The organism is Dysgonomonas reticulitermitis (assembly GCF_054601275.1).
Genome location: NZ_BAAHWU010000033.1, coordinates 1 through 22,688 on the forward strand (window position 1 = coordinate 1; position 22,688 = coordinate 22,688).

Consider the following 22,688-nt stretch of genomic DNA (forward strand, 5'->3'; position numbering starts at 1 on the left):
ACTGGACACCTGCCGGTCAGTCTCAGACTGCATCCGATCTGTTGTGGCGTACCGGGCGTTTTATCCAGAATGACCCTTGCGCCCATTATAAAACGGACGGTACTTATCAGGCGTTCTGGGCAACAGGTACTGGAAACATGGGTACAAACTTCGACCAACGACAGCCTGCTGCTCAGCGATACCCGCCATATGATCGACAGGTGCGGCAACGATATACATATCCGCAGGGAAGTAACGCAGGCTATTATCCGCCTGTTCATCAAATTTGCAAAGGACAGCCTGTTGGCAGAGCTGGGTACGGAATATCTGACCATGCCCCTAAACGGGCAACCCGCACCGGAGATTGTCGCCTGCGACAGTTCTATTGTTCCCAAACTCAGCTTGATTGTCTTTTATGAGACGGGTTGCGGCAACTGCCATTATGAGTTGGAGGAGTTGAAAAGTAAGTATAAGCTGTTGACAGATAACAATATCCGGGTTATCTCCATAGCGGCGGATGCGGACAGGGCTGTTTTCGAAGAAACGGCAACGGGCTTACCCTGGGCAGACAAGCTATGCGACTTCAAAGGCTTCGACGGAGCCAACTTCCGCAACTACGGGATAGTAGGTACTCCTACATTTATCCTGACCGACGGGGACGGTATTGTCCGTGGACGGTATGCCCAGCTGAAAGAATTGCTGAAAGAATGAGACACCTGTAACGAGGGATACAGTGTGAAGGATTCTCCGGAATGGAGGGAATATACCGGAACTGGTGTGGTGGTCGTCCGCGGGTATTTAAAGAGATTGGAAGAATAAAAAAAGCGTGTCTTCATAATTATGCGTGTGTAGTTTGTTGTCCTGTAAGGGGGCCCCTTCCTGTGACAGGCGGGTTTTTTTTCTATACTCAGAACCTGTTTAAATTTAATAAAACAAATTGTAGAAAGGGCTAAAGCAAACAAACAACGCATTGTTTTACCCGAAGGCACGGAAGAAATTTCTTCCGGCCTCTCCTGATATTGCGCCAATCCTTTTTTATTTGGTTTATTATGAGACTAATTAAAGTCCTCTTTCGCTAAGGTACCGTTCAGCATCAATGGCAGCCTGGCATCCGCTTCCGGCAGCTGTAATTGCTTGTCTGTAATGAGGGTCGGCGACGTCTCCGGCGGCGAATACACCTTCGATACATGTTTTAGGTGTTCCCGGTGTAGTGATTATGTAACCTACAGAGTCCAGGTTTAGTTGGTCTTTAAAGATGTCGGTATTTGGCTTGTGACCGATAGCAAGGAAGAAACCGTCTATGGCGATGTCGAATTTCTCTTCATTCGGTTCTCCTGCATGTTTTACGATATGCGCGCCTTCTACTCCATTTTCTCCGAACAATCCGACTGCATTACATTCGAATAATATTTCGATCTTAGGATTTTGCATAGCCCTGTCCTGCATAACCTTCGATGCGCGAAGATATGGTTTGCGAACGATCAGGTATACTTTCGATGCCAGTCCTGCCAGATAGATCGCTTCTTCGCAGGCAGTGTCACCGCCGCCTACAACAGCAACTGTTTTTTTGCGATAGAAAAATCCGTCGCAAGTAGCACAGGCAGATACACCCTGTCCTGCATATTTTGCTTCATCAGTCAGACCGAGATATTTTGCACTGGCTCCTGTAGCTATGATCACAGTGTCGCTTTCAATAACCTTTTCTCCGTCTATAGTCACTTTTCTCGGGTATGATGTGAAGTCTGCCGCGGTAGCGATTCCATAGCGCACATCGGCCCCAAAGCGTACAGCTTGCTTTTTCAGATCTTCCATCAATTCGGTTCCGGTAATTCCTTCCGGATACCCGGGAAAGTTTTCCACTTCGGTAGTGGTAGTCAATTGTCCTCCGGGTTGTATGCCTTCATATAATACAGGAGATAGATTTGCTCTTGAAGCATAAATTGCCGCGGTATATCCCGCAGGCCCTGAGCCGATAATCAGGCAACGTACTTTTTCATTCATGTTGTATGATTTATATGTTTTGTTTATATTTGAAGCAAAGATATAGATAATAATTATATATTAAAAGCTTATCCGTTTGCTATTTTTTATAGAACAATAAACAGAATCTATTTTATCTCAAATCTACAATCTCCGCTTTTGGATAGTCTTTCTTGTTGAATGTGAATGTTGTTTCCGGAATGTTGCTTCCTGTTTGGTAGTTTTTAATAGAAAGAATATTTTGTACGCCGGATTTATCTGTCAGGGTTATTGTGGAAAAAATATTTGTAGCCTTATCTATTTCCACCAGTATCCTTGTTATATCTGTTCCTTTCTTTTGGGGAGTCAGCTCTACTTGTTGTAAAACTTTTCCTCCTGCCCTCTTCTCTCCTTTATATGACAGGTTGTAACCTTTTTTGTAGATGCTGAAAAGTACGGCAGGACTTATTCCCTGCAACTCTTCACCCGAAGGATTGCTTATGTTCACCTCTTCGGTATCTTTTACATAAACCCACTGTGTATTGCCGTCAAACCATGTTATAGCATCGGGTATTTCTATCTTAAATTTGTCGCCTTTCATATAAGCTTTGCCATCGTAGCTGTATGTGTTCTTTGCTTTAATGTCTTTAGCATCCAGCGTAAAGCTAACAGTGACGCTTCCGGCTTTATTATATGCCTCGGATGCCTTGTCCAGTATAGTCCGTGCATTCTGCGCCGATACAGTCAAGGTCAGTGTGGCTAGCAGGATAAATGTAAATAATCTTAATTTCATGTTTGTTAATTTAGTCTATGCAAATATAGACAATTTATCAGAGGAAAAGTTTAATTACAGTGAACAGTTATCAGTTAACAGTTATCAGTCATCAGTCAACAACTTGTACCTCGTATCTTGTCTACTCGTAACTTTTTAACTAAAAAGTAACAAACTTCTACCTTTAGCAGTGAACAGTCATCAGTCATCAGTCAACAAGACCTTTTCGTCATTGCGAATTGAAAATCGGCGGAGCCAACAGGAGTGAAGCAATCCGGATGAAATGATTTTCGTGCCTGCAATAAAGAGATAAATTATCAGAGTCGGATACATTTTTGCTATCTTTACCGGCAAACTTTTATCTCAAACCAAATGAAATATATCTTACACATCTTTTTAGGGCTTTTTTTATTTCAGGGATTCTTAATAGCAGGCGAAAAACCGGATACAATCTTTACGGCCAAACGTAACAAGCTTTATAAAAAGTACATGGGGGAAAACCCTGTATATACAGATAAAGATCCGCAATTTTTTGGAGATGCGAGGGCAATAGAAGCTTTCTTTAATAAACATTTGACATATCCTGATTCGGTAGACCGGAAAAATCTTGACGGCAATGCTGTTTTGTTGAAATTTGTTGTAACGGATCAAGGAATAGTGAGAGATGTTTCGGTGCTTGAAAGCCTGCATCCTGCATATGATGATGAAGCCATTCGCGTAATAAAGCTTATGCCGGTAAAGCCGGGAGAGAAAAATGGGTATCCTGTTTTTACGGAGATGATTTACGAGGTATCATTTAAAAAATTAAAATCTAAAGCACTACCAAAACTTGATAAAACGCCGAGCTTTCCGGGAGGAGAGGCTGCAATGATGAGTTTTATACGTAGAAATTTGAAATATCCGGAAGAGGCTCAAAGAAACAATATAGAAGGACGCGTTGTTATACGTTTTATAGTATGTGAGGATGGTAAAATAGATGCTGCTGAAGTGCTGTCCGGTATAGATCCTGAATGTGATGCCGAAGCCTTGAAAGTAGTTGAATCAATGCCGGAATGGAGTCCGGGGATATTTAAAGGTAAGCCTGTGACGGTTCATTTTAATCTTCCTCTTCAGTTCCGGTTAAGAAAACAAACTTCGACTCGGACGCAAGGCAGGCGGATTAATAGAGGCTTTTAGAGAACGTAGTTCTGTGTTAAACTGAGATTTTTAATATAATATCATATACTAAATAGTATTTGTTTTATATATTTGCTTGTTTATTACGCCTGTAATAAGGCCTCTTTATGTAATTATAAAGTTATGAACAAACGAGACAACAATATATCAATATTAGATAAGGTAAACTTTCCGTCAGATTTAAAGGATTTGAATTTAGAAGAATTGGAGACGCTTTGTGCCGATCTAAGACGCTTTATCATCGATCAACTAAGTAGCAATCCGGGACATTTCGGCTCCAGTTTGGGAACTGTAGAGCTTACTGTAGCATTACACTATGTTTATAATACTCCTTACGATCGTATTGTCTGGGATGTAGGCCATCAGGCGTATAGCCATAAAATACTGACAGGACGAAAAGACCGTTTTCATACCAACAGGCAATTTGGAGGTCTTTCGGGTTTTCCGAATCCGGAAGAAAGCGAGTATGACTCTTTTATAGCGGGACATGCGTCTAATTCTATCTCGGCTGCATTGGGTATGGCCGTCGCGTCTACTCTAAAGAAAGAGGATAGACGTGTAGTAGCGGTTATCGGAGACGGTTCTATGACGGGCGGACTGGCATATGAAGCATTGAATAATGCCAACTCCCAACCTAACGACCTTCTGATTATACTCAATGACAATGATATGGCCATTGATGATAATGTAGGGGGGATGCGCGACTATTTGGTCAAAATGACAACCTCTACTGCTTATAACCGTGTCAGGAGCGACGTTTATGAGAAATTTAAAAAAGGAAATCTGATTAACGAAAAAGGAAAGAATTTTATCCTTCGTTTTAATAATAGTTTGAAGTCTTTGTTGACAAAACAACAAAACTTATTTGAGGGATTCAATATACGTTACTTCGGGCCTGTAGATGGACACAATCTGAAAGGTTTGATCCGTATTCTTCAGAATATAAAAGACCTGAAAGGTCCCAAGATGCTACATATACATACCGTAAAAGGAAAGGGCTTTAAGCCGGCTGAGGTATCGGCTACTGTATGGCATGCTCCCGGTAAATTCGATAAAACCACCGGCGAACGTATCGTTGTAAAATCGAAAGATCAGCCGCAGCTTTATCAGGAAGTTTTTGGGCATACACTTGTCGAATTGGCCGAGAAGGATGACCGTATTGTCGGAGTGACGCCGGCAATGCCTACAGGTTGCTCGATGACATATCTGATAAAAGAATTTCCCGGCAGGGCATTCGATGTCGGTATTGCCGAAGCACATGCTGTCACCTATTCCGCCGGATTGGCAAAAGAAGGTTTAATACCATTCTGTAATATTTATTCATCATTTATGCAACGGGCATACGATCAGATAATTCATGATGTAGCACTCCAAAAACTACATATGGTTATTTGTCTCGACCGTGCCGGATTGGTCGGTGAAGACGGGCCTACCCATCATGGAGCTTTCGATCTGGCTTATATGCGCTGTGTTCCTAATCTAACGATAGCATCTCCATACAACGAACATTATTTGCGCCATCTGATGCACACTGCTGTTTATGGCAATGATGGTCCGTTTGTAATCAGATACCCCAGAGGACAAGGAGAGTTGCACGAATGGGAATGTGAAATGCAGAAACTGGAGATTGGAAAAGGTCGTAAACTTAAAAGTGGAAAAGATTTGGCGGTTCTTACTTTGGGACCTATAGGGAATGCCGCAAAAGAGGCCATTGAACTTGTAGAAGCCCGGGGCTATTCAATCGCCCATTACGATATGATATTCCTCAAACCGCTAGATACAGCTTTGTTGAAAGAAGTCGCCGGGAATTTCACACATGTGATGACAATCGAAAACGGAGTGATTAAAGGCGGGTTTGGTAGTGCTGTTTTAGAATTTCTTGCTGAAAATAATTACGATAATATCCATGTGGAACGTGTTGGCTTACCGGACGAGTTTATTACACACGGTTCGTTGAAAGAACTGCATAAACTATATGAAATAGATGTGCCGGGGCTTGCTAAACGGATACAGGCGACAGCCAGCAGTGAGCAGTCAACAGTGAGCAGTCAACAGTCAACAGTCAACAGTTAGTTACGAGTAGACAAGTTACGAGTTATAAGTTCTTGTCGCTTCGCGCCAACCATCGGTAACAGGAGCGCAGCGTATGTAATTGGCACATTGGCATATTTGCTAATTTTCATATTTGCTAATTTTTAACTACTGAATGACATAAATAAATAATAATGAGAATTGTAATCGCAGGTGCGGGTGCTGTAGGAACACATTTGGCAAAGTTGTTGTCGACAGAAAATCAGGATATAGTGTTGATGGATGCCGATAAAGAGAAGCTTAACTTCGCCGGTGGGAATATGGAAATGATGACGATGGCGGGTTCGTGTACTTCTCTCAAAGATCTGATGGAGGTAGAAGTGCAAGAGGCTGACTTTTTTATTGCCGTTACTCCTGACGAATCTGTCAATGTTACAGCTTGTTTGCTTGCCACTAATTTAGGTGCGAAAAAAACATTTGCCCGTATAGACAATTACGAATATTTATTACCAAAGAACAAAGAGTTCTTCCTTAAGTTGGGTGTCGATTCGATGGTTTATCCCGAAATGCTCGCCGCCAAAGAGATTGTATCTGCGCTGAAGCGTCCGTGGGCCCGGCAATGGATTGAATTAAGCGATGGTAATATTATACTTACAGGTATCAAAATAAGGGAAAATTCCGTACTTGTGAATAAGCGCCTGTATGAATTGGGACGTGAAGAAAAAAGATTTCATATTGTTGCTATCAAGCGAAACAATATAACAATAATACCTACGGGGAACGATCAGATTTTATCGGGGGATATTTTGTTTTTTACCACGACAAAAGACTATGTGGATGAATTACCCGAGCTGGCGGGAAAATCCAGATTTGAAGTGAAGAATATCATGATTATGGGAGGTAGCCGTATTGCGATACGTACTTGCCAGTATCTTCCTGACAATGTTAACATAAAGCTTTTAGAGTTGGATAAGGAGAAATCCTATCAACTGTTGGAAAGGTTGCCGAAGAATGTCACGGTCTTCCATAATGACGGACGCAGCGCCGATTTTTTATTGCAGGAAGGCATTAATGAAGTCGATGCTTTTGTGGCGGTGACAGGTAATTCCGAAGCTAATATTTTAGCTTGTATGGCGGCAAAACGCTTCGGCGTGCGCAAAACAGTGGCCGAGGTGGAAAATATGGATTATATGCAAATGGCTGAGAACCTTGATATAGGCTCTATTATCAATAAGAAACTGATTACAGTGAGTAATATTTACCGTTTCTTGTTGAGCGCCGACGTGTCGAATGTGAAATCGCTTACGATAGCTAACGCGGATGTGGCGGAGGTAGTGGCTCATCCGAATTCACGGATTACGAAGAAAGAGGTAAAAAAGATAGTCTTGCCTAAGAATGTTACATTGGGTGGCCTTATTCGCAATGGTGAACCGATGATGATAGACGGGGATACATTGATAGAGCCATACGACCATGTGGTAGTATTCTGTCTGGAAGATTCATTACGCGAAGCCGAAAAACTTTTTCATTAAAGCGCTGTGGGAAATTTTAATTATCGGTTTGTATTAAAGACGGTCGGTTTCCTGCTCATCATAGAGTCTTTGTTTATGATGGCGGCTACAGTTGTCTCCTTTTATTCGCATGAATTTTCAGGCGATGCATTATTGATTAGTTCTACTGTCACCTTCTTTGCCGGTATACTTATCCGTTTCTTGGGAACAGAAGATATGCCGCGCCCCATCGGTAAACGTGAAAGTTTCTTTGTCGTTGCCATATCGTGGATCATTCTTTCAGCGTTTGGTATGTTGCCATACTATTTCAGCCATTCTATACCTGATATATGTGACGCCTATTTTGAAACAATATCGGGGCTTACAGCCACCGGAGCGACAATTCTCACAGATATAGAGTCGATGTCTAAAGGGTTGCTTTTTTGGAGGAGTATCACCCAATGGATGGGAGGTTTGGGGATTGTGGTCTTTGTGGCTACCATATTACCGATGGGAGGTAATGCTTCGGTGATGTACGATGCCGAAGTTACAGGAATAGGGTATGATCGCTTTCGTCCACGCTTTTCTCAAATCGCTAAACGTCTTTGGTTAGTATATGCCTTTTTTACTGTTATTCTTATTCTTTTACTCTGGGCCGGGCCTATGAGTTTATTTGATTCTGTTTGCCATGCTTTCACAACGATATCTACCGCCGGTTTTTCCACTAAGCAGGCAAGTATTGCCTATTGGGATTCGGCTTATATAGAATATGTGGTTACTGTCTTTATGTTTATCGGTGGAGTCAATTTTACATTGCTATACTACTTATTATTACAGGGAAGTCCCAAGAAACTATTCAAAAATGAAGAGTTTAAATGGTATGTTTCCATCATATTGATTTTTGTAGCTGTCATAGCTATCGGGCTTTATTCTTCGGGTAAGATTGGTGAAGTAGAAAAGGCTTTCCGTACTTCGTTGTTTCAGGTTGTATCGATGATAACAACCACTTGTTTTACGACCGATAATTTTATAAACTGGGGTTCTTTTTATCAGTTTGTAGTTGTCATATTTATGTTTACCGGAGCCTGTTCCGGATCTACTGCCGGTGGTATAAAAATAGTCAGGATCATTATTTTGTTTAAAAATTCTATCAACGAGTTTAAGCGTCAGGTACATCCGAATGCTGTCTTGCCCATACGCCTCAATGACAGGGTTATTTCTATGGATGTTGTTACGAAGGTATTAGCATTTATATTTTTATATTTGGCAATCCTTATTCTTAGTTGTCTTCTTTTGTCACTATCGGGTATGGGATTTGAAAATTCACTGGGGGCAGCTATATCGTGTTTGGGAAATGTTGGTGGAGGATTGGCCGAGATCGGCCATAACGGTCATTTTTATGATGTGCCTGTATCTGCCAAATGGTATATGTGCTTTTTGATGTTGACAGGTCGTCTCGAATTGTTTACCGTACTATCGCTGTTTATGCCGGCGTTCTGGAAAAGATAATTTATATACTATGAAACGAAGTATGATTTTTGTCAAATCACCAAGTCCATGATAATAAAAGTCATGCGAGTTCCATATGACCTTAAAAAACAAGTTATTATCATATGAAATATATCTTCTTTCTCGCTCTTTTTGCCATTTCAAGTCTTTTTTATGCTCAGGAACAAAAGGTGAGTTTTCTCTTTGCCGGTGATGCTATGCAGCACAAAGCCCAGTTGGATGTTGCCAAAACAAAAGACGGATACGATTATTCCGCTTATTTTAAGTATGTGGAAGACGAAATTAAAAAAGCGGATGTGGCTGTCGTAAATCTGGAAGTTACTCTACCCGGAAAACAGTTCAGTGGCTATCCCAATTTCGGTTCTCCCGATGAATACGCCTTTGCGTTGAAAGACGCGGGGTTCGACGTTTTCCTTACGGCGAATAATCATATTCTCGATAAAGGAAAGAACGGATTAGAACGCACTGTTATGATGCTCGATTCGATGAAGGTGAAACATACAGGTGTCTTTGTAAATAAGGAGAAGAGGGAACTTTATTATCCGTTGATGATGATAAAGAATGGTATTCGCATCGCTATGCTGAATTATACTTACGGAACAAATGAAGGTCATGTGCTTACTCCTCCCAATATTGTGAATTATATAGACCGCAAACAGATGCTGAAAGATATTGCGGCGGCTAAGCAAATGAAAGCCGACATTATCATTGCTAATATTCACTGGGGAGTAGAGTATGTATTAAAACATAACAGGGAGCAAAAGGTTCTCGCCGATTTTCTCATTCAGAATGGTGTCCGGCTAGTTATTGGTGGACATCCGCATGTAGTGCAACCGGTCGACATTCAGAAGAAAGGCGATGAGATAGAAAATATTGTTGTTTACTCGATGGGTAATCTGATCTCGGCGATGAAGCCTGTCAATACAACAGGAGGAATGATGGTGAAAATAGACGTCAGTAAAGATGAAAATGGTAAAATAAATATAGACAGTTGCGATTACTCTCTGGTTTGGGTAAACAAGCTGATGAAAGATAAGGATACTCCTTCTTTTTTCGAGTTGTTGCCTGTCGCTGACTTCAACAATGAAAAGGGAAAAGAAAAATTAGGTGCAGAGGCATTCCTTAAAATGCAGACTTTTGCCACTAATGCTAAAGTTGCTATAGAAAGCTTATGGATTAAGTAATCAATGAAAATTAATGATGTGTTTGTAAGTTGGATTATTTGCATTATTTTCTTCTGCGCGCAATCACAGATTGCTTATATTCTCAACATATGCTCATTACTGCCGCGCCCTATCGGGCTTGCCCTTACTTTTGGCATTGCCCAAAAGTAAGCAAAAGGCTAGCGCTTCGTCCCTCGGCGACCCATAGGACGAAAAAGGCGTTAAAAACAAAAACGTGTCTGAGCTTATCAAATGATTCATAATTATACAAATCCCGGAGCGAGTTTTTTTGTTTAGCCTTTAAGTCCGTTATGGGTCGGACGTTGAAGCGGGGGCGCAAAAGCCTTTTTGGTTCCTTTTGCGGCTTTGGGCAAAAGGGATGCAAGCAATCTGTGATTGCGCGCAGTAGAAAATAATGCAAATAATCGAACGTTTCAACTACTGATTCACATAATTCACATAAATATATCAGGGCAAACCCTATGAAATTATTATTTCGGCACTCATTTTTATCTCCTGTTAATAACCTCTATAAAATTACGAAATAAATATTTAGCGCCGTTACATCGGAATTTATCACAGTTTTCATATTATTTACTTTTTTATATATACCTTTGCCTTTTCATGTAAGATGATGCTTTTCATCAAAGCATTAGAGTTTATTTTAATTGATTATAAATAATTCACGAAATTTTGTACGTTTAAATCTTTTGAAAATAAACCCTTTGATCACCTTGATCATAATTTATTGATAATCAATAAACAAAAGGCTTGTTGCATATAATATTTATTAAAAAGTCTGAAATGGACTATTTTTTTATCTAAAAATACCATAGCCCAAAGTATGTGTTGTATCTAAATTTGTAAATTAGATTTTTAGGTTTTATATAACCAAACCATTAAATGCAAAAAAAACTTTTAAAACTACAAATAACCAATATTATATATGACTAACAGTGAACTAATTGCCTGTATTATAAATGCAGGTTCGAAGATCCATAGATCCTTAGGAGCAGGGTTACTACACGAGGTATACGAAGAGTGCTTAATACATGAGTTATCAAAGAAGAACATTACAGCTGAAAGACAAAAAGTATTATCAGTTGAGTTCGAAGAATTGAAATTTGAAAAGGCGTTCACCGTAGATTTACTTGTGGAAGAGAAACTCGTTATCGGAATAAAACCGGAATATGCGCAAGAGAGTATTTTCAGAAGAAAAGTTGAAACATATGTAAAGCTTTGCGGACAAAAGACCGGACTAATTATAGATTTCAATACAGAAGATTTCCGCGCAGGAGTAAGGATATTGGAAAAATCATTCAAACCGACATCGCCATCCCATAAACATTATGGATACTATGAGTATTATGGGAAAAAAACTAAATAACAGTACTCTTATTCTATCACTCTATATGATCTTCTAGCTTCATTTAATGATACGGCGTTAAAGTGCCACCACTCTCCCCTGATGGTCAGAAATCCGGCTTGAATCATCACTTTTCTAAGCAATTCCCTATTTTTGACTTGCTGTCTGGTTAGTACGCCCTCGTCGACCAATTCCTGTTCTTTATTTATACCTGCTGCTTTGCCAAAAAAGTCGAACGCCGTACCCATATCCAGGGAAATACCTTGCTTATCGCAGATAGTCAGGTCTACAGCCATGCCATAATTATGCAAACCCGTCCGTACAGGATTTGCCACATATAATGCATATGGCGTATTCTGAACTACTTTGTACATTTTTTTCTGAACGCTTAACGGCCGAACTGCATCATAGACCAAAAGGCTAAAATCCGGATTTATCTCTTTCAGGTACCTTTGAGCCTTCACTAGCTTCTCAGCTGCCACAGGATGCAGATATATATTCAGCAGCGTGTCGTAAAGCACGGTCTTAGTAAAATTGTCAGTAGTTGCATACTTTAGATCCGACAATATAGTCGGATCTAATTCTTTGATGTTTACAAGCTGTTGAGTCTGTAAATAGGATTCCAATCTTGAAACCCCGTCTTGTGCTAACAATAAAACAGGGAAAATAAAAAATAAAAAATAAAAAATGTTTTTATTCATCCTCCTCGTCATCTTCCTCATCAAAATCATATTCGATATATTCTCTGCTTAATACCTCATCTATAAGAGAACAAGCTTTTGTATATTCATCGGTATTGTTCAGCCTGTCTATCGCTTGGTAAGCCTCCTTCAACGATTGCAGCACAACTACATCATCCTCGTTCGGCCCCATTTCAGGACTTTCTACAAACCACTGTAATTCATTCTCCAAATTTTCCCGCGCGCCATTGTAAAAAGTTAAAGCAGCTTCGGTTTCCCCTACTTCTTCTTTTATTTTGGCCGTTTCTACCATATCATGCCCTACTATATTTTTATAATTACGCATAATAGCCAAAGTGATGGTCGTGCGCATTACAGTTACAAAATGTAAAGCATCAATATCCTGACGTATTTTATAGTAATAAATCAAATTCATCAAGGCTGCACGAACTAATGCCGCTTCTGACAAGATATAATTATCTATTATGCGTGCAGGATAACCGAATGTTTTTTTTTGGATTTGCTCTATCAAATCGGGAAATGAATCGAAAAGGGTATTAGCTATTCTTTTCAACATTTCATCTTGAGTACCGTTTATATCCAATGCAAATATAAGGCGTACCAGATCACGGATAAAAGCGCCGTTAGATTCTCTTATTGTCACAAAATCGTATTTTTTAAGAGTATGGCTCTCTCCGTCAGAAAACAATTCCTTTGCCACATCCAGAATCCCGTCTTCTGTATCGTCTTCCGGCAAAGCTAAAAGGCTATTTATATCGTTTTCAATAATTAATTTCCAAATCGGCTTATTATCAACTTCTAAAAATGTTTTAACATCATCATTCAGAATCAGTCTGTTCTCCATTGGTTATTGTATTTATGGTTATTGTTTCCGGCGATGAGACACTTTTTCTCATTGCCTTATATATTTCTTCTTGTATGCGCTGACGAATCCCCATACTCATTAGCTGTTTATGCGTACGTTTTTCATATACACGATTCGACAGGAATATATAAATCAGATTATTATCGGGGTCGATCCAGAAACTAGTTCCTGTAAATCCTGTATGGCCATAAGTACTGGCCGGTGCGCTCAAACTGGTAGGGCTCGATTTATTTGTTCTCATTTCCGGTTTGTCAAAACCCAGCCCACGCCGCGAGATAGAGCTTTTGACACTCGTAAAAAGCAAGCATGTCTTTTCAGACAGATATTCTTCGTCTCCATAAGTCCCTTTATCCAACCACATCTGATAAAGTTTGGCAAGGTCGTTCGCATTCGAAAACAATCCTGCGTTCCCGGAGACTCCGCCCATAAAAGCAGCTCCTTCGTCATGTACATATCCCTGAACAAGCTGTTTTCTCAGGAAACCATCATATTCTGTGGGAACAATGCGGTTTTTGTCAAATTTGGTCAATGGATTATATGTCGTAGTGACAGCGCCTAACTTACTAAAATAATTTTCTTGTACGTAAGCATCTAAACTTTCTTTTGCCACTTTCTCAACTGCCTCCTTCAATAACATAAAATTGAGGCAACTATACAAATACCCTTTCCTTTTTGTAAGCTTCGAATTGGCAATGGCAGCGATAATGGTATCATTGTATGTTTTATTTACATACATGTTATCAGCCAACGGAAGGAAACCGGCTTTTGGAGCAGCAGATATAATATTCGGCTTATATTTATAATCGCTCCGGGTCCAGGTATCCGTGTCGAATTCATTAGAATAAAGGGCTGTCTGGCTTGAATTAAACAATCGTCCTTCGTAGCTTGTCTGATCGATAGCCATCAGGTAATAAGGGATAAATGACGGGAGCCTACTCTCGTGGAACAACGCGTCACGAACTGTAATATGTGCTTTGTCCGTCCCTTTCAATGGTTTAACATACGTGCTCAGGGGTGTACTCAGTTTCAGTTCCGAATCATCATATAACTTCATTACAGCCGGAAGTGTGGCCGAAACTTTAGTCATAGAAGCCAGGTCATATATATTGTTGTTGGTAACGGCCTGCTTCCCGTCATATGTATATGATCCGAATGATTTGCTGTATATTACTTCCCCATCTTTGGCTATCAAAATCTGGCAACCCGGAAAAGCTTTATCTTTTATTCCTTCCTGAACAATTGATCCTATCCCATCTAAACGGGATGATTGGATTCCGACCTCTTCAGGAACAGAATAGCCTAGCCGTACTTTCTTCGTTTCAATTCCTTTTCCCTCTTTAAAAATACCCTTCACAGTCACGGGTATCTTTCCGATTATACTATTTCCTCCAAAAATAGCTTGTGCCGCATAATCCTGAGCCAATGGAGTATTCTCATAAACCAACATCACTCCGTCAGCGTTCTTGATCGATGTGGCATAATAACTCATACGATATGGAGTCATAAAAAATGACAGTATAGTTTCTTTTCCCTGACATACATTTTGTATCGCCGCGTTCGCGTTAATACGATTACCATGAATAGATATTATTATCGTATTATATGGTTCCAGTGTTTTTTTAAGGCTCAACAAACCATCACTGTCCGGGACATTAAAACAGGTAATACCGGCATATTTTAGTAATGTGGCATGAAATGTATTACCGGAAGATTCACCGACGGACACAGCGGCAATCTTGCGTTTATCGAGTTTTTTCAATGGTATAATCTTAGAGTCGTCCTTCAATAAAGTCACGGCCTCCTTATTCAGTTGCCTGTTCACCCATTCGGCATGCGGCGTATTCAAATTACGGACAAGTGAATCTGTTTTTACCGGAGTAAATTTATTTACTCCCAATATATACTTGTATGCGAGTACCTTCTTACATTTTGCCTCAATTTGCGCTTCGGTAAGAATCCCGTTTTCAACAGCCTTTTTTACCGCATTGAACTCTTTTATGACACTGACCGGCCCTAAAAGGATATCATTTCCGGCCTGAAGAGCTCTAACACAGTAGTTATCTTCTCCCGAGACACCTTTCATTTGCAGTCCGTCAGTAAAGACCAGCCCCGAAAAGCCCAGTTCTTCTTGCAATAAATTTGTAACTATGGATTCAGAAAGAGAACTTGGTTGTCGTTTTGAATCTAAAGCCGGAATATTAAGATGCCCTATCATTACTCCGGATAAACCCGATTTTATATATTTTTTGAACGGTTTCAATTCAACGTCATCCAAGCGATCCCTGTCATGAGCAATGGTCGGTAAAGTTTTATGAGAATCGGTGGATGTATCGCCATGACCCGGAAAATGTTTTGCTACAGCCATAACCCCTCCGGCTTCCAAACCTTTCGCATACATGATCCCCAGTCTTGTCACAAGTTCGGGGTCTTCTCCAAAAGAACGGGTGCCTATTACCGGATTAGCCGGATTACTATTTACATCCAAAGATGGAGCAAAATTAACATGTATACCCATCAACTTGCATTGGCGAGCTACTTCTAACCCGTAATAATACAGCAAAGAATCGTTTTGTATAGCTCCAAGCATCATATTACGGGGGAATTGAGTCGTATTCGACAGTCTCATAGACAAACCCCACTCACCATCCAAAGAAATCATTAACGGCACTTTGGCGCTTTGTTGTGCCATATTAGTCAACTCAGCCTGATTCTGCGGAGTACCTTCCGAGAACAGAAAACCTCCCACATACTGATTGCTTATGAAATCTTGTATTATCTTTTTATTCGCATTCGTATTATCTCCTGTAACCACAGGCATAAATAGCTGACCGATACGCTCATCCATTGTCATTTGATTATAGACAGAATCAACCCATTGAAGCATTTGGGTTTGATTGGCAGTTTTATATAGACCTGGTATTATCTTTTTTCCAACTATATTTATACTGAATGAGCAAAGCAACAAGAACAGGATAGTTATAGCCGGAATATATAATCTTTTCATTTTTAAATTTTAGAAAATTGTTCCTACAAAAATAAAAGGAATATTTTTCAGAAAAAAGTTTACAACAACGAATAAACGAATAAGTTGTCCCGACTTTTGATTTATTAGGAAAAACCGGATGATCTCAAAGTTTAGCATTTACGAATAAATTGACAGGCATAAATTGCTTGCACCTAAACCTAAATATCTATTTTTGCACAAAACAAGACTCCTTATTTAGTAACTATGAGTTGGAAAAGCTACTTTTTCTTTCAAAAAAATGATAAAATCGCAATAACAGCACTGTTGATACTTATCGTTATCAGCGGAATTGTATATATGATCACGCTTCCGTCGAATAAACCATATACAGGAAATACATTTGAGGCAGAATTTGAGGCGTTTCAATCCGCATCGCGAGATAAAGACACAGCCTCCTATTCTGACCATAAAGTATATAACGGACAGCAAAATAAAGAAAGTCAAACCAGATATATACATACGGCAAAACTATTGGAAGGCGAAACAGTGGAACTAAATAGCGCTGATACGACTGAACTAAAAAAGATTCCCGGAATAGGCGGCGGATACGCAAACCGTATTGTGAAATACAGAACTCTTCTGGGAGGATATGCTGATATCACTCAATTAAAAGAAGTTTGGGGAATGGATGATGAACTCTATGATAAAATAACGGCGTACATCACTCTGGTTCCTGCCGTAAAGAAAATCAGGATAAATTCGGCAAGTTTTGAAGAATTGAACGGACATCCGTATATCAGTTATAAACAAGCAAAAGTGATAACCGATATACGGGAACGCAAAGGAAATATAGAATCTATCAACCGCTTGTCCCTGTTGGAAGAATTTCCCGCAAATGATATTAGGCGATTAACTCCTTATCTTTCATTCAATTAATTAGTCTTTCCCCAAACCTCCAAAGTGAAAATAATCGAACGTTTTACACTACAGGGAAGTCGTCTAGACTTTTTGTAAACTATGCTTTTTTTACTCATTTCTTATTCTCTTTGAGTCATGTTGAACGATAGTGAAACATCTCGAAAAGGAGATTTTTCGTTCCTCAAAATGACAAAAGAGGGTAAAAGTTGAAAAGTCTAGACGACTACAATAATAACTTTAACTGCTGATTGGCATTATTTATTAAAAAAACACAAAGAAACAGTTTCCGTTATATCTTGTCAATCACTAGATGTAGTGATAAAAAAATTATTACTTTGCAGAATAATTCCAATCCGATGAGATCCAGATATTATACTAAAACAGAAGAGGCCGCCAACACCATATCACATGCCCTGGGAATAATACTGGGCGTTGTAGGCGGATATATCTTATTAACTGTGGCCGTAAAAAGTGGAAATAACTGGGCTGTAGGAAGCGTCGTTGCATACCTTTTCGGCATGCTGGCTTCATACATCACATCCACCTGCTATCATGGATGCACACACGAGAAGCGAAAAAAACTCCTTCGTAAGTTCGACCATAGCGCTATTTACCTGCATATCGCAGGAACTTATATACCTTTTACCTTGGTCGTATTACGAAACGAAGGAGCATGGGGCTGGTCATTATTTGCATTCATATGTCTTGCTGCCATTGCAGGATTGATCGCCAGTTTCACCAACCTAAAGGGACATAGCAATCTGGAAACGATCTGCTTTGTCATCATGGGATGTTCAATATTAGTCGCATTCAAGCCTTTATATGGAGTATTGTCGGTCATGGGACAAATCGATGCCCTGTACTGGCTTATAGCAGGAGGAATTTCATATATCGCAGGGGCCTTGTTCTACTCATGGACAAAGAGAAAATACATGCATACAGTTTTTCATCTGTTCGTTTTAGGAGGGAGTATCTGCCATATAATCGCTATATATCTGATTCTGTAGTCTATTTATCATTAAACTCTGCTCATTATTCAAAATACAGACATATTCTTAGCTCTTTTTTTTATACATTTGCATCTCAATAAAAAAAGTAAATAACTTATGATTACAGCAGACCAACTCAAAGAAGTGTTGGAGCGCGAGCACGCGCTGGGGAGGCATCTTTGACGTCGATGCAAAAAAAATACAACTCGAAGAAGAAGAGCTAAGAACACATGCTCCCGGTTTTTGGGATAACGCGAAAGTCGCGGAAGCGCAAATGAAAGTTATCAGAGAACTGAAGGGGTGGCTCGAAGGCTACAATGAAGTGAAAAGTGCAACCGACGAGTTACAATTAGCATTTGATTTCTTGAAAGAAGGAATAACTACTGAAGAGGAAGTCGATACAGCTTACAAAAATGCTTTAGAACTAGTAGAAAATCTGGAGCTAAAAAATATGCTCCGTAGAGAGGAAGACAAACTTGGAGCTGTACTTAAAATCAATAGTGGCGCCGGAGGAACTGAAGGGCAAGACTGGTCTTCAATGTTATTCCGGATGTATCAACGCTGGTGCGAATCGAAAGGCTACAGAACAACCGTTACCAACTGGCAGGACGGAGATGAAGCAGGGATAAAAACCGCAACTTTACAAGTGGAAGGGGACTATGCGTACGGCTACCTCAAATCAGAAAACGGAGTGCATCGTCTGGTGCGGGTATCGCCTTTTAATGCTCAGGGAAAACGTATGACATCGTTTGCTTCTGTTTTTGTTGTTCCGCTAGTAGACGATACTATCGACATCGAAATCAATCAGGCAGATATTACATGGGATACCTTCCGTTCGAGCGGAGCAGGTGGACAGAATGTAAATAAAGTGGAAACGGGTGTCCGCCTTCACTACAAATACAAAGATCCTGAAACCGGCGAAGATAAAGAAATCGTAATAGAAAATACTGAAAGCCGTTCGCAGTTCGGCAATAAAGACAATGCTATTCGTTTGTTGAAATCGCAACTATACGAATTAGAACTAGAACGCCGTAGCAGAGAACAATCGAAAGTAGAAGCCGGAAAGAAAAAAATAGAATGGGGCTCTCAGATACGCAGCTATGTATTTGACGACCGCAGGGTGAAAGACCACCGGACAAACCATCAGACATCGAATGTAAACGCAGTGATGGATGGTGATATCGATGATTTCATCAAAGCATATTTAATGGAATTTGGAGGAGAGGCTTAGTCTAAGCCTCTTGTTTATAAACTTAATATACTTACTACTATGAAAAAGCTAAAGAATGTACTAGTACTTTCAATCCTGTTTTGTTTGTGCTCCTCTGTCGCCTTTTCTCAAACGAATGAAGGATTGGCTAAGAAAACACAGTTCATAATCAAAGGCGGACTAAACTTTTCTACAATAGCCGTCTCCGACAAAGACAATGACTACTATGGAACAGAAAAATCTAAGGTCGGCTTTAATTTAGGTATCGCTGCCGACATCCCTCTTGGAAAGAAATTTTACTTCCAACCTAATTTGAACTTTAGCGCAAAAGGTTCAAAGCAGAAAGAAATAAATATCGGTACCGAAATAGAAAATTTATCGCTGAATACTTTATACATGCAAATACCTTTACTCTTTGCTTATAAGTTTGACTTCAAAAAATGGAACAATTCTTTCAACATTGCATTTGGACCATATGTTGCTTATGGCGTAGGAGGTAACATTGTATCTGGATCATATGTTTCTCCAGGCGCAGGAGGTATGATATATAGGCCATCCATAAAGGTAGGAAGTTTTTCCTCGGACATATGTAACAAGGCCGACATAGGAATGAACATGGAATTTCAATTCGAATTGCCCAAAATAATGTTTATACTAGGCTATGAGTATGGGTTTACCAATATGATAAAAACGCATGATTTATTTTTCGATGATTTATCATACGAATATCGGAATAGAACATCATATCACAATTCAACCAATTATATAGGGATAGGTTATAAATTCTAATCTTCATGCAGCTATTATGAAAGGAAAGACATGTTTCAGATGTGCGTTTCTTAGCTTTGCATTATTAAATGCACTGTTCGGAATTGCACAAAAAAAGGTATTAGACCACAGCGTTTACGATTCATGGAAAAGCATTTCCAATATCAACGTAACAAATGACGGCAAATATACTGCCATCGTTGTAAAAGAACAGGAGGGAGATGACTATCTGCTGGTAAAGAATCTGAAAACGCAGAAAGATTTAGCTGTCCCACGCGGATATGCTTACTCTGTTACTCCGGATCAGAAGTACATTGTAGTGCAGATCAAAGCTCCATTCGCTGTTACCCGTCAGGCGAAAATAAAGAAAACAGCCGAAGAGAAAATGCCGAAAGATTCACTGGCTATTATCTCCCTTGAGAGTTTCTCAGTACTTAAAATTCCGAATGTAAAGAGCTACAAATTAGGTAAAGATTTTTCCGATTATGTGGCTTATATCTTAGACGATTCGGTAAAAGTGAAAGACAAAAAAGATATAAAAGCCGGCACTTTGGTTTTGCACAACTTGTATTCCGGAAAAGAAGATACGATCAAACATACGACCGAATATATTTTCAGCCGGAACGGAAAAGGCTTTGCTTATATACTAAAGCCGGGAGCAAAGGATACAATCAATAAACCGGGTGTAGGTCTGATAGATTTAAATAACCTGAATAAAAGAATAGTCTCTGTAAATCAGAAAATATATAAAAGCCTCTCTCTTTCCGAAAGCGGGAGCAAGCTTACTTTTCTGGCTACTGCCGATAGTTTGAAAAAAGAAATAAAAGATTACAATCTATTCTATTTCGACAATACAAAAGACTCTGCGTTTGTCGTCGCGGATAAGAGCACATTCGGTATGCCGGACAAATGGAATGTTAGTGAAAATTATAATCCGGCATTCAGTAAAGACGAAAAGAGATTATTCTTAGGAACAGCGCCAATTGTGTTACCGAAAGACACCACCATCCCCGATTTCGAAAAAGCCCAACTCGACATATGGCATTGGCAGGAACCTCTTATACAACCACAACAATTGGTACAACTGGCCAGAAAGCAAAAAGAAACATTTCTTTCATACATCGACCTGACCAATGAGAATAAATTTTACCGGCTGGCAACGGAAGATGTTCCCGAAGTGAGGCTTTCAGATGAGGGAAATGGCAGATTTGCTCTAGGATTATCCGATCTGAAATATAGGTTGGAAACGCAATGGAGCGCGGATGCCGGTCTGAAAAACGATGTTTGGATATTCGATTTGGACAACAATACTAAAAAACAGATAAAAACAGGATTATCAGGGAATCCGGTTCTATCACCTCAAGGGAATTACTTGGTTTGGTATAATCCCGCGGATAAACAATATTATTCTTATTCGTTGAAAAGTGATAAGGAAGTTTGTCTTACCAATCAACTCAATATCAACTTCTGGGATGAGAAAAACGACACACCATCGTTACCTCGTCCATATGGATATGCAGCATGGATGGAGAATGACGAAGCCATACTGGTTTATGATGCTTATGACATCTGGAAACTGGACCCGGACGGAGTAAAAACACCTGAAAATATTACCGGAAACGCAGGACGGGACAAAAAAATAAAGTTACGTTATATAAAAACCGATCCGGAAAGCAGATTTATGAAATCAAACGAAAAGCTACTTCTTTCGGCTTTTGATGAAACGACCAAAGAGACCGGTTACTACGAATTGGTAAAAGGCACAGTCAAGCCATTGGTAATAGGAAAATATACCTATTCGCTTCCGGTGAAAGCAAAGGACAAAGATGTTTATTGCTTTACAAAAGGGAATTTCAATACATTTCCCGACCTTTATGTAACATCGAATCAATGGAAAACCGACGCCAAACTAACAGATGTAAATCCTCAAATGAAAGATTACAATTGGGGGACTGCCGAGTTGATGTCGTGGACAACATTCGACGGCAAACCGACACAGGGAATCGTTTATAAACCGGAAGATTTCGACCCAAACAAAAAGTATCCGGTAATGATCTACTTCTACGAGAAACATACGGATAACCTGTATCAATACTTTGCCCCGGCGCCGAGCCGCTCGATTATAAACATACCATTCTTCTGTAGCAGAGGGTACATCGTATTTACACCCGACATACAGTATACGACAGGTCATCCGGGCGAAAGCGCGTACAACTCTATTGTGTCGGGAGCGCAGGAACTGGCTAAGAATACATGGGTAGACAAAGATAATATGGCGATACAAGGTCAAAGCTGGGGTGGATACCAGACAGCTTATCTGGTGACACGCACCGATATGTTCAAAGCTGCCGGAGCAGGCGCTCCTGTATCCAATATGTTCAGCGCCTATGGAGGTATCCGTTGGGAAAGTGGTATGAGCCGGCAGTTCCAGTATGAGCAAACGCAATCCCGTATTGGCGCGACCATGTGGGAAGCTCCCGGGTTATACAAAGAAAACTCGCCTATATTCTTTGCTGATAAGGTACAGACACCTTTACTGATTATGCATAACGACAAGGATGGGGCTGTGCCTTGGTATCAGGGAGTAGAATACTTTATGGCCTTGCGCCGTTTAGGGAAACCGGTATGGCTACTTCAGTATAACAATGAAGCTCATAATTTGAAAGAGCGCAAAAACACGAAAGACTTAAGCATACGTCTGCAACAATTTTTCGATCATTATCTGAAAGGAGACCCTATGCCTGTATGGATGAAAACCGGTGTTCCGGCAACAGAAAAAGGACGAACTTACGGATTTGAATTTGAGTAATTTATCACAATAAAAGAA

General features: G+C 40.0%; 17 protein-coding genes. 12 read left to right on the forward strand and 5 right to left on the reverse strand.

Translation table 11 applies throughout. The features are described from left to right. Positions 1-690 (forward strand): TlpA family protein disulfide reductase (locus ACYPZI_RS11530; RefSeq protein ID WP_459601722.1); only part of this gene is annotated, 690 nt, incomplete at its 5' end. 348 nt (positions 691-1,038) lie between these two features. On the opposite strand, the gene trxB is transcribed toward ACYPZI_RS11530, so the two are convergent. Next, on the reverse strand, positions 1,039-1,980 hold the full coding sequence (gene trxB / locus ACYPZI_RS11535; RefSeq protein ID WP_459601724.1) for a thioredoxin-disulfide reductase: 942 nt from the start codon (positions 1,978-1,980) through the stop codon (positions 1,039-1,041). Between the two features lie 112 nt (positions 1,981-2,092). Continuing rightward, positions 2,093-2,731 carry an outer membrane lipoprotein periplasmic chaperone LolA1 gene (locus tag ACYPZI_RS11540; protein ID WP_459601726.1) on the reverse strand — a complete coding sequence of 213 codons (639 nt, stop codon included), beginning with the start codon at positions 2,729-2,731 and terminating at the stop codon, positions 2,093-2,095. A 351-nt stretch (positions 2,732-3,082) separates the two neighbouring features. Here ACYPZI_RS11540 and ACYPZI_RS11545 point away from each other — a divergent pair, with 351 nt between their 5' ends. The 6 genes from ACYPZI_RS11545 to ACYPZI_RS11570 all read left to right on the forward strand — a co-directional run bounded on the left by ACYPZI_RS11545 (position 3,083) and on the right by ACYPZI_RS11570 (position 11,466). Continuing rightward, positions 3,083-3,886, forward strand: coding sequence for an energy transducer TonB (locus tag ACYPZI_RS11545; protein WP_459601728.1), 804 nt, complete (start codon positions 3,083-3,085; stop codon positions 3,884-3,886). A 123-nt stretch (positions 3,887-4,009) separates the two neighbouring features. Further along, complete coding sequence (dxs, locus tag ACYPZI_RS11550) at positions 4,010-5,959, forward strand: 1-deoxy-D-xylulose-5-phosphate synthase (protein ID WP_459601730.1); 1,950 nt, start codon at positions 4,010-4,012, stop codon at positions 5,957-5,959. Positions 5,960-6,111: 152 nt separating this feature from the next. Further along, positions 6,112-7,449 carry a Trk system potassium transporter TrkA gene (gene trkA, locus ACYPZI_RS11555; RefSeq protein ID WP_459601732.1) on the forward strand — a complete coding sequence of 446 codons (1,338 nt, stop codon included), beginning with the start codon at positions 6,112-6,114 and terminating at the stop codon, positions 7,447-7,449. A gap of 6 nt (positions 7,450-7,455) precedes the next feature. Next, positions 7,456-8,916: a TrkH family potassium uptake protein gene (locus tag ACYPZI_RS11560; RefSeq protein WP_459601734.1), complete on the forward strand. Its 1,461-nt coding sequence runs from the start codon at positions 7,456-7,458 to the stop codon at positions 8,914-8,916. Between the two features lie 104 nt (positions 8,917-9,020). Then, the gene (locus tag ACYPZI_RS11565; RefSeq protein WP_459601736.1) at positions 9,021-10,100 is read left to right on the forward strand and encodes a CapA family protein; all 1,080 of its coding nucleotides are present in this window, start codon (positions 9,021-9,023) and stop codon (positions 10,098-10,100) included. A 925-nt stretch (positions 10,101-11,025) separates the two neighbouring features. Next, positions 11,026-11,466 (forward strand): GxxExxY protein, encoded by a 441-nt coding sequence (locus ACYPZI_RS11570; protein WP_459601738.1) that lies wholly within the window; start codon positions 11,026-11,028, stop codon positions 11,464-11,466. An 8-nt stretch (positions 11,467-11,474) separates the two neighbouring features. Here the strand turns inward: ACYPZI_RS11570 and ACYPZI_RS11575 are convergent, their stop codons facing one another. Genes ACYPZI_RS11575 through ACYPZI_RS11585 form a run of 3 tightly spaced genes read right to left on the reverse strand, consistent with a single transcriptional unit; the run spans position 11,475 to position 16,015 of the window. After that, positions 11,475-12,146, reverse strand: a complete 672-nt coding sequence (locus tag ACYPZI_RS11575; RefSeq protein ID WP_459601740.1) for a M15 family metallopeptidase — start codon at positions 12,144-12,146, stop codon at positions 11,475-11,477. Next, positions 12,139-12,990, reverse strand: coding sequence for a hypothetical protein (locus ACYPZI_RS11580; protein WP_459601742.1), 852 nt, complete (start codon positions 12,988-12,990; stop codon positions 12,139-12,141). Before ACYPZI_RS11580 ends, ACYPZI_RS11575 begins: the two co-directional genes overlap by 8 nt. Beyond that, entirely contained in the window at positions 12,965-16,015 is a 3,051-nt protein-coding gene (locus ACYPZI_RS11585; RefSeq protein ID WP_459601744.1) for a glycoside hydrolase family 3 N-terminal domain-containing protein, read from the reverse strand. The genes ACYPZI_RS11580 and ACYPZI_RS11585 overlap by 26 nt, the downstream gene beginning before the upstream one ends. 225 nt (positions 16,016-16,240) lie before the next feature. Here ACYPZI_RS11585 and ACYPZI_RS11590 point away from each other — a divergent pair, with 225 nt between their 5' ends. The 5 genes from ACYPZI_RS11590 to ACYPZI_RS11610 all read left to right on the forward strand — a co-directional run bounded on the left by ACYPZI_RS11590 (position 16,241) and on the right by ACYPZI_RS11610 (position 22,670). Further along, positions 16,241-16,912, forward strand: a complete 672-nt coding sequence (locus tag ACYPZI_RS11590; RefSeq protein WP_459601746.1) for a helix-hairpin-helix domain-containing protein — start codon at positions 16,241-16,243, stop codon at positions 16,910-16,912. Between the two features lie 338 nt (positions 16,913-17,250). Continuing rightward, complete coding sequence (gene trhA, locus ACYPZI_RS11595) at positions 17,251-17,901, forward strand: PAQR family membrane homeostasis protein TrhA (RefSeq protein ID WP_459601748.1); 651 nt, start codon at positions 17,251-17,253, stop codon at positions 17,899-17,901. Between the two features lie 99 nt (positions 17,902-18,000). After that, a protein-coding gene (gene prfB, locus ACYPZI_RS11600) for a peptide chain release factor 2 (protein ID WP_459601750.1) occupies positions 18,001-19,114 on the forward strand; the annotation gives its coding sequence in 2 pieces (ribosomal slippage) (positions 18,001-18,051 and positions 18,053-19,114; 1,113 coding nt in all). A 39-nt stretch (positions 19,115-19,153) separates the two neighbouring features. After that, on the forward strand, positions 19,154-19,882 hold the full coding sequence (locus tag ACYPZI_RS11605) for a porin family protein (RefSeq protein ID WP_459601752.1): 729 nt from the start codon (positions 19,154-19,156) through the stop codon (positions 19,880-19,882). A 16-nt stretch (positions 19,883-19,898) separates the two neighbouring features. Then, positions 19,899-22,670: a S9 family peptidase gene (locus tag ACYPZI_RS11610; protein ID WP_459601754.1), complete on the forward strand. Its 2,772-nt coding sequence runs from the start codon at positions 19,899-19,901 to the stop codon at positions 22,668-22,670. Positions 22,671-22,688: the final 18 nt, after the last annotated feature.